Raw genomic sequence first — 10892 nt, 5'->3', positions numbered from 1 at the left:
GTGCTCCGCAAGCTCACCACCGACACCGAGCGTCCGTACGCGGTCGTGCTCGGCGGTTCCAAGGTGTCGGACAAGCTCGCCGTGATCGAGGCGCTGGCCCCCAAGGTCGATACCCTCGTCATCGGTGGCGGTATGTGCTTCACCTTCCTTGCCGCCCAAGGTCTTTCGGTCGGCTCCTCGCTGCTTCAGGAGGAGATGATCGATACCTGCAAGGAGCTGCTGGAGCGTTTCGCCGACGTCATCCACCTGCCGGTGGACATCGTGGCCGCGGACAAGTTCGCCGCGGACGCGGAGTCGAAGACGGTGGCCGCAAACGAAATTCCCGAGGGCTGGATGGGCCTGGACATCGGGCCCGAGTCGGCCAAGCGCTTCGCCGCGCTGCTGACCGAGGCCCGGACGGTGTTCTGGAACGGCCCGATGGGTGTGTTCGAATTCGACGCCTTCGCCGCGGGGACGCGCGCGGTGGCCGAGGCGCTGGTGAGTGCGACCGGTAAGGGCGCGTTCACCGTGGTCGGCGGCGGCGATTCGGCCGCGGCCGTGCGCACGCTCGGCCTGCCGGAGGACGGGTTCTCCCACATCTCCACCGGCGGCGGCGCCTCGCTGGAATACCTGGAGGGCAAACAGCTTCCGGGTATCAGCGTGCTCGAGGACGGGGAGGGCTGATCATGGCACGCAAACCGTTGATCGCCGGCAACTGGAAGATGAACCTCAATCACCTCGAGGCCATCGCCCTGGTGCAGAAGATCGCGTTCGCCCTGCCGGACAAGTACTTCGACAAGGTCGATGTCACGGTCATCCCGCCGTTCACCGACATCCGCAGCATCCAAACCCTCATCGAGGGCGACCGGCTGCGGATCACCTTCGGTGCCCAGGATGTGTCGGTGCACGAATCCGGTGCCTACACCGGTGAGATCAGTGCGGCGATGCTGGCGAAGCTGTCGTGCAGCTACGTCGTGGTCGGCCACTCGGAGCGGCGGCAGTACCACAACGAGGACGACGCCACGGTGCTGGCGAAGGCCAAGAAGGTGCTGCAGTACGACATGACGCCGATCGTCTGCATCGGCGAAGGGCTGGGCGTGCGCGAGGCGCAGACCCATGTGCAGTACAACCTCGAGCAGTTGCGAGGTTCGCTCAAGGGACTGACGCCGGAGCAGATCGCGAAGGTCGTCATCGCCTACGAGCCGGTCTGGGCGATCGGTACCGGTCGCGTCGCCACCCCGGCCGACGCGCAGGAGGTGTGCGGTGCGCTGCGCGCCGAACTGGCGGAGCTGGCCGGCCAGGAGGTCGCGGCGGGTGTGCGCATCCTCTACGGCGGGTCGGTGAACGCCAAGAACGTCGGCGAGCTCATCGCGGCCGCCGATATCGACGGCGCGCTCGTCGGTGGCGCCTCGCTCAAGGGCGACGAATTCGCGACCCTGTCGGCGATCGCCGCGGGCGGTCCGCTGCCCTGATCGCCACGGGCGGGTAATCGCCTGCAGCACAAAATGATTCGGCCCCGGTTTCCGCGTACTGTGGAACCGGGGCCGACGTCGTGGAGTAACCGGATCAGGGTTTGCGCGCCACCGCACCGAGCATCGACACCGCCTCCGGCCGGGGATGGGCACGCCGGGATTCGGTGGGCCAGTGGATGACCGATCCGATCCCGGGTTCGACGAGTTCGAGGCCGGTGAAGAATCGGCTGAACTCGGCTGTCGAGCGCAGCCGGAACGGGATACCGCTGCGCTTGTTGGCTTGTTCGCTGTCGGCGAGGTCTTCTTCGGAGAGGTGATCGCTGGTGGCATGCGACACGACCAGATAGCTGCCCGGCGCCAGCGCGTCGACCCACTGGCGCACCATGTCGTAGGGACGGTCCTCGTCGGTGAAGAAATGCACGACAGCAAGCATCATCAGCGCCACCGGTTGCGACAGATCCAAGGTGGCGAGCAGCTCCGGATGTGTGAGGATGCGCTCGCGGTCGCGCGCGTCGGCTTCCAGATAGGCGGTTGCCCCCTCGGGGGCGCTGTCTAGCAGGCTGCGGGCGTGCAGGGCGACGATCGGATCGTTGTCGACGTAGACGATGCGGGATTCGGGCGCGGCGGCCTGCGCGATCTCGTGCACGTTTCCGGCTGTCGGCAGGCCGGCCCCGAGGTCCAGGAATTGCCGGATACCGACCTCGGCCGAGAGATAACCGACCACTCGGTGCAGGAATGCCCGATTCTCCAGTGCGGAGATCTGCACGCTGGGAAAAGCCTCGGCGACCGCTTCCGCGGAGGCGCGGTCGGCCTCGAAGTTGTCCTTACCGCCGAGCCAGTAGTCGTAACGCCGGGCCGGATGCGGGGTGGTGACATCGATACCGGGTGGCGCCACGGGATCCGTATGCGGGCCGTGTGATCCGGTCACTGGTTCCATGACACCTCTTCCTTCTGTCGGCGGCGACGAACCATTATCGACTACTGTCATCCTGTCAGCTCGGATGGCGAACCGGCGCGGCCCCCGCCGTGCGGTCGGGGAGGTCGAAGATGTCAGTGCAATTCAGTCCGTACGATTTCGGCATTCACGACGATCCGTATCCGCTCTACGCGCGGTTGCGCGAGCAGGCACCGGTGTTCCGCAACTCCGACGACGACTTCTGGGCGCTGTCGCGCTACGCCGATGTGCTTGCCGCACTGCGTGATTCGGACCGCTTCTCGAGCGCCAACGGGCTGCGGATGGAGCCGGCCTTCTGGGGCCCGCAGGCCGAGCAGTTCTTCTCCTTCGTGGCGATGGACCCGCCGAAACACACTCGCATGCGCGGCCTGGTCACGCGCGCGTTCACCGCGCACCGGGTACAGGCGCTGGCGCCGCGGCTGCGCGAGATCGCCACCGGCCTGCTGGAGCCGCTGCTCGAACGCGGCAGTTTCGACCTGATGACCGAGTTCGCGGGCCCGTATCCGACCGAGGTCATCTCCGAACTGGTCGGCGTGCCGAGCGCGGATCGCGATCTGGTGCGCAAACTCGGCATGGAGATCATGTACACCGAGGAGGAGTCGACCGATCTGCGGCCGGAGGCGATGCAGGCGATCGGCGCCCTGGTCGGCTACTACTCCGAGCTGACCATCGAACGCAGTAAGCACCGCACCGACGATCTGCTGTCCGGTCTGCTCGACGCCGCCGACGGGGACGACCGGCTCACCCCGGAGGAAATCGTGGGCGTGCTGATCCTGCTGATCGGCGCGGGGATCGAGACGACCATGCTCACGCTGGGCAATATCTGGTACGCCGGATGGGCGCATCCGGACCAGCGGGCCGCGGCGCTCGGGCGCGTCGACGACTGGATCGCCGAGGGCATGCGCTACGACCCGGCGACCCAGTCGCAGTTGCGCACGACCACCGAGGCCGTCGAACTGCACGGCGTCACGATTCCGGCGGGTGCGCGGATGCTGTTGCTGACCGGTTCGGCGAACCGCGATCCCGAGGTCTTCGACCGGCCCGATGTCTTCGATCTCGATCGCGACACCTCCGATGCGCTGGTCTTCGGCAGCGGCCGCCACCACTGCCTCGGCTCGAATCTGGGCCTGCTGGAGTTGCGGACCGCGCTCGGGGAGATCACCGCCCGCATCGCCGACTACGACATCGACCCGTCCGGGCTGCGCCGCATCCACTCCTCGAACAATCGCGGTTTCGCCGCGCTGCCGACAACGGTCACACTGCGCTGATCATCCGCGGCCGCTAATCCTCGTGGCGCGGGCCGGATTTCAGTAACCGATGCGCCGCGGCCTCGATCGCCGCTTCGCTCAGCAGCACCAGTTCGGCGGCGGGTCCGAGCGGAACGAAACTGTCGGCGCTGGTGACGCGGGCGAGGCGGCCGTCGAAACCGCCGTCGAGCAGTGCGGTGCACACCGATTCCGAGACACCGCCGCTGCGGCGGGTCTCGTCGGCGACGAGAACGGCGCCGGTAGCGCGGGCATGGTGCAGCAGATCGTCGACGGGAAGTGGTGTGAGCCAGCGCAAATCGAGCACCCGCGCGCGAATGCCGTTGTCCGCCAGACGCTGTGCGACACGCAGGCTCATCGGCACACCGTTGGAGAAGGTGATGATCGTGAGATCCGTTCCGTCGCCGTGGATTCGGGCCCGGCCGAGCGATACCGGATCGTCATCGGGGGTGGCGAGCCAGCCCCCGTCGCCGGGGCGGTGCAGGTCGCGGGTGTGGTACAGGGCGATCGGTTCGAGGTAGAGACACACCCGGCCCTCGTTGCGAGCGGCCTCGACGCACCGGCGCAACATCGCGGCGGCGTCGTCGGCCCGGGCTGGCGCCGCGACCACCACGCCGGGGATATCACGCAGCGCCGCAACGGAATTGTCGTTGTGGAAGTGCCCGCCGAAACCGCGCTGATAGGCGAACGAGGCGATCCGCACCACCATCGGGTTGTGGTACTGCCCTGCGGAGAAGTACGGCAGGGTCGCCGCCTCACCCCGGATCTGATCCAGCGCATTGTGCACGTAGGCGAGATACTGGATCTCCGGAATCGGTACGAATCCGGCGAGTCCGGCGCCCAGCGCGGTACCGAGCACGCTCTGCTCGTCCAGCAGGCTGTCGAACACCCGCCGCGCCCCGAACTGCCGCTGCAGCCCCTTGGTCACGCCGTAGACGCCCCCCTTGCGGCCGACGTCCTCCCCGAAAACCAGCACATCGGGGTCGTGGTCGAGCAACGACGCCAGCGTGTGGTTGATCGCCTGCGCCAGCGTCATCGGCCCGGTGCGGTCGGCGGTTTGCTCCGAGGCCCCGGCATGCGAGCGCGGCGCCGGGCTCGTCTCACCGTCCGTCGAGGCGCCGGTGGAATCCGCGGGTACCGCGGGGGAGCCACCGAAGTCGGTGCGGTGTGCCGGTTCGGCGGCCGGCGCGGACTCGGTCCGGGACGCCGGATGCTCGAAAGTATCTGTCCGCGTAGCGCTCTCGGACTGCTGCGGCGAGGCCGTGGTGGCAGCGGCCGGCATGCGGTCTCCGGCGCGGGGGCCCGGCTTCGGATTCGGCGAAGGCTGTCGGGCACGCCCGAATTCCAGGGGCGCCCGGATCGCCTCGGCCGAGTCCAGATGCGGTTCTTCGGCCACCTGCGCCGCCGTCGCCGCCACGCGGGCGCCGATCGCGTCGTAGTGGGCGAGAACTTCTTCGGCGGTGGCGGCACCGATCTCGACGAGCAACCGGGCCGTCGCGGCGACCGGATCGCGGCGGCGGTCGGCCTCGATGTCCTCGGGCCGGCGGTACGCCGACTCCACGTCGGATCCGGCGTGCCCGAGCAGCCGCACCGCGCGCAGCCGCAACAGTGCGGGACGCCGCCGGGCACGCACGGATTCCGCGGCCGCCGACGCCACCGACAGGGCCTGCCGGAGATCGGATCCGTCGGCGTCGAAATACCGCAGCCCCGGTCGCGATCCGAAGGCCGCTTCGATCCAGTCCGGGGGAGTGGGCACGCTGATACCGAGCCCGTTGTCCTCGCAGACGAACAGCAGCGGCATCGGTATACCCTGGTGCGCGGTATGGATCGCGGCGTTGATCGCACCGGTCGCGGTGGAGTGATTGGCCGAGGCGTCGCCGAATGTGCACAGCACCACCGCATCTCGCGGCCACGGCGTGTCCCGGCCCAGCCGGCGGGCCCGATCGAGCGCGAAGGCCAGACCCATCGCGCGGGGGAGATGGGAGGCGATGGTCGAGGTCTGCGGTATCACCGACGCGGGCGCATTGCCGAACACCTTGTGCCGCCCGCCCGAGATCGGATCGGCGGCCGCCGCGACGACTCCCAGCAGCACGTCACGGATCGGGTCCAGTCCCGGGATCTGCCGGCAGCGGTGCACGAAGAACGCACCGGACCGGTAGTGCAACAGCGCCGGATCGGTGCTGCGCAATGCCTGCGCCAGCACCACATTGCCCTCGTGCCCGCTGGACCCGATGCTGTAGTACCCGCGCTTGCTCGCGCCGAGCCGCCGTGCCGCGAAATCCAGATGCCGGCTCGTGGCCTGAGCGTCGAACAAGTCCAGACACGTCCCGACGGTGATCGGACTGCCGCTGCCGATCGGATCGGTGGCGGCGCGTCGCGATCCCGGCCGCACCTCCGCCAGGGATACACGCAACCAGTCGTCGAGAAGCTCTTCCGGGCCCGCAGTCACCCCTCCATCATGTCGCGTGCGACCGCCCGCGCACCGGATTGGGTGTGCGGGCGGTCGAAGCGAACCCGCCGGCCTACCCCGAGCGAGTCGATCGGAGCGTGGGCCGGGCCGGCAGGGGAGAGAAGCGCGGTGTCCTACCGCTGTTCGGCCGGCCGGTGGGGACGTTCGGTGTGTCCCGTGTGGCCCGCGAGCAGCTTGGCGAACGGCGTCACCTCGCCGACGTGGTTACCCGACTGCCGGGTCCGGGCCGGTTCGGGGAGGAACCCGTCCACGCCGGTCGGTACCGCGACCACCAGGGTGGCGAATTCGGCCGCGGCGCGGTGGATCCGCTCACCCAGTCCGGCCGAACCGAAATCCTCGGTCGCGGCGAACACGCCGGTCGGAACGACGACCGCGCGCAGGTAGGTGAACAACGGCCGCATCGCATGCTCGAGCACCAGCGCGTGCCGGGCGGTTCCCGCCGTGGCTGCGATGAGCACCGGCATGGCGTTGAGCGCCTCGGTGTCGAGCACGTCGACGAACATCTTGAACAGCCCGGAGTAGCTCGCGGCGAACACCGGGGTGACGGCGATGAGGCCGTCGGCCGCGGACACCTTCTCCCGCGCCGCCGCCACCGCGGGCGTCGGCAGGCCGCCGGAGACCATCGTGGCGGCGAGATCGCTTGCCAGATCCCGTAATTCGATGACCTCGATGGTCACGGCCTCACCGCGGGCGCCGACGGCCGAGGCCACCGCATCGGCGAGTTGATCGGCGAGCAGGCGGGTGCTCGACGGCTGCGACAACCCGGCGGTGAGTACGACAACGGTGTGCGACATGGGTTTTCGTCCCTCGTTCGATGCGGTCGGATGAATACGCGGTGGAATGAATCAGGCCTGCTCGGCCGCGGCCAGCAGCCGCTCACGCGCCGGCTCCACCAGATGATGCGGCGCCTCCGGACCGGCGGCCACCAGCGACGCGTGGGTCGGCGGATCGCTGGGAACGTGCGCGGGACGGCGCAATTCGAATTCCTTGCGCAGCACCGGCACCACCTCGCGGCCCAGGATCTCGACCTGTTCCAGGGCGACGTCGATGGGCAGGCCGGCGTGGTCGATCAGGAACAGCTGGCGCTGGTAGTCACCGGCGTAGTCGGCGAAACCGAGGGTGCGCTCGATGACCTGCTCGGGAGTGCCGACGGTCAGCGGCGTCATCTCGCTGAAATCCTCCAGCGACGGACCGTGCCCGTAGACCGGCGCGTTGTCGAAGTACGGCCGGAAGAACTTCTTGGCCTCCGCTTCGGTCTCGGCCATGAACACCTGCCCGCCCAGACCGACGATCGCCTGGTCGGCCGAGCCGTGACCGTAGTGCTCGAACCGCTGCCGGTACAGCCGCACCATCTCCTCGGTGTGTTCCTTGTTCCAGAAGATGTTGTTGTGGAAGAAGCCGTCGCCGTAATAGGCGGCCTGCTCGGCGATCTCCGGCGAACGGATCGAGCCGTGCCACACGAACGGCGGCGTGCCGTCCAGCGGTGCGGGAGTCGCGGTGAATCCCTGCAGCGGCGTGCGGAACTGGCCCTGCCAGTCGACCACCGGTTCGCGCCACAGCCGGCGCAGCAGGTGGTAGTTCTCGATCGCGAGCTCGACGCCCTTGCGGATGTCCTTGCCGAACCACGGGTAGACCGGCCCGGTGTTGCCGCGGCCCATCATCAGGTCGACCCGGCCGCCCGACAGATGTTGCAGCATCGCGTAGTCCTCGGCGATCTTCACCGGGTCGTTGGTGGTGATGAGCGTGGTCGAGGTCGACAACTGCAATTTCTCGGTGCGCGCCGCGACCCAGCCGAGCATGGTGGTCGGCGAGGACGGCACGAACGGCGGATTGTGGTGCTCGCCGGTGGCGAACACGTCCAGCCCGACCTCCTCGGCCTTCAGGGCCAGTCGCATCATCGCGTCGATGCGCTCGCCCTCCGTGGGCGCGATGCCGGTGGTCGGATCGACGGTGACGTCGCCGACGGTGAAGATGCCGAACTGCATGGCCGCCTCCTGAGATCTGATCAAAAGTTCAATCACCTGAACGAGGGCAGATGTCCCAGTATTCCTTGACATGTCCACTACTCGAGAAACGTCCGGTGCGCAGCACTTTGTCTCACTGATTCAATCAGTGATTGAAACCTGTTCTGTGTCGTGGTTCACTAACGGCATGGGCGAGAAGGTGTCAGCCGGGACCCGGGCCAAACTGCTGGCGGCAGCGGAGCGGTTACTGCTGACCGAGCGCTACGAGGACGTCTCGGTGCGGTCGATCTGCGTGGCCGCGGGCGCCAACCCGGCCGCGGTGCACTACCACTTCGGCTCCAAGGAGGCGCTGATCGCCGCGCTCATCGAGGATCGGCTCGGACCGCTGTGGGCCGAGGGGCTGGCCGCGGCCACCGCCACCGAGCCGAGCTCGGTCCCGGCGGTGGTCGACGCGGTGCTCGCGCCGTTCGTCGAGCTCGCCGCCGACCCGATGGGCCGGTTGCATCTGCGGCTGCTGGCCGGATTGATCCTGCGCCGGCGGCCGATGTCCTGGCAGCACCAGTGGTTCCGGATGGAGTCGTGGTCACAGCTGCTGCCGGAGCTGACCTCCGGTGAGGCACGCCGCCGCTGGCAGCTGGCCTTCGACCTGATCATCATGCGCTTCGGCAGCACCGAGGACTACGACATCGCGCCGTCCGCGGTGGCGACGCTGCGCGAATTCGTCATCGCCGGGTTGAGCGCACCGCCGCCCGCTACCGATACCCCGCATCCCGCCGTGCCCGCCTCCACCGCTTCGCATACCGCCGTACAGGAGTAGTAGTGAACGATATTTTCGAACCCGTCGATCTGGGCCCGATCACCCTGCGCAACCGGGTGATCAAGGCCGCCACCTTCGAGGGCCGGACCCCCGACGCGCTGGTCACCGACGAACTGATCGAGTTCCATCGGGAGATCGCGGCCGGCGGCGTGGGGATGAGCACCATCGCCTACTGTGCCGTCGCCCCGGGCGGGCGCACCGACCGCCACCAGATCTGGATGCGCCCCGAGGCGCTACCGGGACTGCGGCGGCTCACCGACGCCATCCACGCCGAAGGAGCCAAGGTCAGCGCGCAGATCGGCCATGCGGGCCCGGTCGCCAACGCGGCCTCGAACCGGGCACCGGCGCTGGCGCCGACGCGGTTGTGGTCGCCGTTGAGCATGAAGATGATGCGGTCGCCCTCGGTGGCCGAGATCCAGGATGTGGTGGCCGCGCACGTGCGGGCGGTGTTGCTGGCCGAGGAGGCCGGATTCGATGCCGTGGAACTGCATTTCGGCCACAACTATCTGGTCAGCTCGTTCCTCAGTCCGCTGCTGAACCGCCGGAAGGATGCCTACGGCGGGCCCTTGGAACATCGCGCCCGGATGGCCCGTGAGATCGCGCTCGCGGTGCGCGATGCCGTCGGCGGCCGGCTGGCGATTCTGGCCAAGCTGAATATGGAAGACGGTGTGCGCGGCGGATTTTCGCTGGCCGAGTCACTCCAGGTGGCCTCCTGGCTGGAATCCGACGGCGGACTCGACGCCCTCGAACTGACCGCGGGTAGTTCGCTGCTCAACCCGATGCTGCTGTTCCACGGCGATGCGCCACGGCAGGCTTTCGCCAAGACGCTGCCCGGCCCGACCCGGCTGGGCTTCAAGGTCGTCGGCAAGGCGTTCCTGCGTGAGTACCCATATCACGGCACCTACCTGCTCGAACGGGCCCGCCAGTTCCGCCGCGAGCTGTCGATGCCGCTGGTGCTGCTGGGCGGCATCACCGATATCGACGATATGCGGCGGGCCCGGCGTGAGGGCTTCGAATTCATGGCGATGGGCCGCGCCCTGCTCCGCGAGCCGGATCTGCTGCAGCGCATCGGCTCCGACGCCGAGACGCGTTCGGCCTGCATCCACTGCAACGAATGCATGCCCACCATCTACACCGGCACCCGGTGCGTGCTGCGGCTGGACGGCCCGCCCATTCCCGCATCCTGACCCCCGATAGACGAGAGAAGAGAGACGATGTCATGAGTGGACGTTTGACGGGCCGGGTCGCCCTCATCAGCGGCGGCGCCTCCGGCATGGGCGCCTCGCACGCGCGGGCCTTCGTCGCCGAGGGAGCGCGGGTGATGCTCGGCGACATCGCCGACGACGCGGGCCAGGCGCTGGCCGCGGAACTGGGTGAGCAGGCCGGCTACGTACATCTCGACGTCACCGAAGCCGCCGGCTGGCAGGCCGCGGTCGCCGCCACCGTCGAACGATTCGGGCTGTTGAATGTGCTGGTCAACAATGCGGGCGTGCTGGACGGCGGCCCGCTGGGCAGCTACACCGAGAAGCAGTGGCAGCGGGTCATCGACATCAATCTGACCGGTCCCTTCCTGGGATTGAGCGCCGCGCGCGACGCGCTGGTCGCCGCCCGCCCGGCCGCGGTGATCAATATTTCCTCCGCGGCCGGTATGCAGGGCGTGAGCGGCATGCACGCCTACACGGCCTCGAAGTTCGGCGTGCGGGGGCTCACCAAGTCGGCCGCGCTGGAACTCGCGCCCGAGGGCGTGCGGGTCAACTCGGTGCATCCCGGCGGAATTCTGACGCCGATGATCGGGGTCACCGAGGAGATCGCGGTCGATCGCGGCGAGAATGTGCGTGCGCGGCTCGGCCTGCCCGCCGAGGTGTCGGATCTGGTGGTCTTTCTGGCGAGCACCGAATCCAGCTACTGCACCGGTGCGGAATTCGTCGTCGACGGCGGGATGACGGCCGGTTCGGTGGTGGGCTGAGCAT

Annotated in this window: 10 protein-coding genes; 6 read left to right on the top strand and 4 right to left on the bottom strand. The window is 68.5% G+C overall.

The window, feature by feature from the left end:
* Together NN2_RS12685 and tpiA are read left to right on the top strand one after the other, a co-directional pair.
* Nucleotides 1-663: phosphoglycerate kinase (locus tag NN2_RS12685; RefSeq protein ID WP_082856948.1), on the top strand; the 663-nt coding region annotated here is incomplete at its 5' end.
* Between the two features lie 2 nt (nt 664-665).
* Nucleotides 666-1451, top strand: coding sequence for a triose-phosphate isomerase (gene tpiA / locus NN2_RS12680; RefSeq protein WP_030514034.1), 786 nt, complete (start codon nt 666-668; stop codon nt 1449-1451).
* Between the two features lie 94 nt (nt 1452-1545).
* Here tpiA and NN2_RS12675 read toward each other — a convergent pair whose 3' ends face one another.
* The gene (locus NN2_RS12675; RefSeq protein ID WP_063013332.1) at nt 1546-2388 is read right to left on the bottom strand and encodes an SAM-dependent methyltransferase; all 843 of its coding nucleotides are present in this window, start codon (nt 2386-2388) and stop codon (nt 1546-1548) included.
* A gap of 110 nt (nt 2389-2498) precedes the next feature.
* Between NN2_RS12675 and NN2_RS12670 the strand changes: the two genes are divergently transcribed.
* On the top strand, nt 2499-3674 hold the full coding sequence (locus NN2_RS12670; protein ID WP_063910740.1) for a cytochrome P450: 1176 nt from the start codon (nt 2499-2501) through the stop codon (nt 3672-3674).
* Nucleotides 3675-3687: 13 nt separating this feature from the next.
* Here the strand turns inward: NN2_RS12670 and NN2_RS36240 are convergent, their stop codons facing one another.
* From NN2_RS36240 to NN2_RS12655, 3 genes are all read right to left on the bottom strand, one after another.
* On the bottom strand, nt 3688-6120 hold the full coding sequence (locus tag NN2_RS36240; RefSeq protein ID WP_063013331.1) for a thiamine pyrophosphate-dependent enzyme: 2433 nt from the start codon (nt 6118-6120) through the stop codon (nt 3688-3690).
* 134 nt (nt 6121-6254) lie between these two features.
* Nucleotides 6255-6935: an FMN reductase gene (locus tag NN2_RS12660; RefSeq protein WP_030514038.1), complete on the bottom strand. Its 681-nt coding sequence runs from the start codon at nt 6933-6935 to the stop codon at nt 6255-6257.
* Between the two features lie 51 nt (nt 6936-6986).
* Nucleotides 6987-8126, bottom strand: coding sequence for an LLM class flavin-dependent oxidoreductase (locus NN2_RS12655; RefSeq protein WP_063013330.1), 1140 nt, complete (start codon nt 8124-8126; stop codon nt 6987-6989).
* A 166-nt stretch (nt 8127-8292) separates the two neighbouring features.
* On the opposite strand from NN2_RS12655, the gene NN2_RS12650 reads away from it, so the two are divergent.
* Genes NN2_RS12650 through NN2_RS12640 form a run of 3 tightly spaced genes read left to right on the top strand, consistent with a single transcriptional unit; the run spans nt 8293 to nt 10888 of the window.
* Nucleotides 8293-8922: a TetR/AcrR family transcriptional regulator gene (locus NN2_RS12650; protein ID WP_063910739.1), complete on the top strand. Its 630-nt coding sequence runs from the start codon at nt 8293-8295 to the stop codon at nt 8920-8922.
* A gap of 2 nt (nt 8923-8924) precedes the next feature.
* Nucleotides 8925-10109, top strand: a complete 1185-nt coding sequence (locus NN2_RS12645) for an NADH:flavin oxidoreductase (RefSeq protein WP_063013328.1) — start codon at nt 8925-8927, stop codon at nt 10107-10109.
* 32 nt (nt 10110-10141) lie between these two features.
* Nucleotides 10142-10888, top strand: a complete 747-nt coding sequence (locus tag NN2_RS12640; RefSeq protein ID WP_063013326.1) for an SDR family oxidoreductase — start codon at nt 10142-10144, stop codon at nt 10886-10888.
* The last annotated feature ends 4 nt before the right edge of the window (nt 10889-10892 follow it).

The sequence above is a fragment of the Nocardia nova NBRC 15556 genome, from assembly GCF_001613005.1.
Lineage (GTDB): Bacteria > Actinomycetota > Actinomycetes > Mycobacteriales > Mycobacteriaceae > Nocardia > Nocardia nova.
Note: the sequence above shows the minus strand (reverse complement) of the source record. Positions and strands in the feature narration are given on the sequence as shown.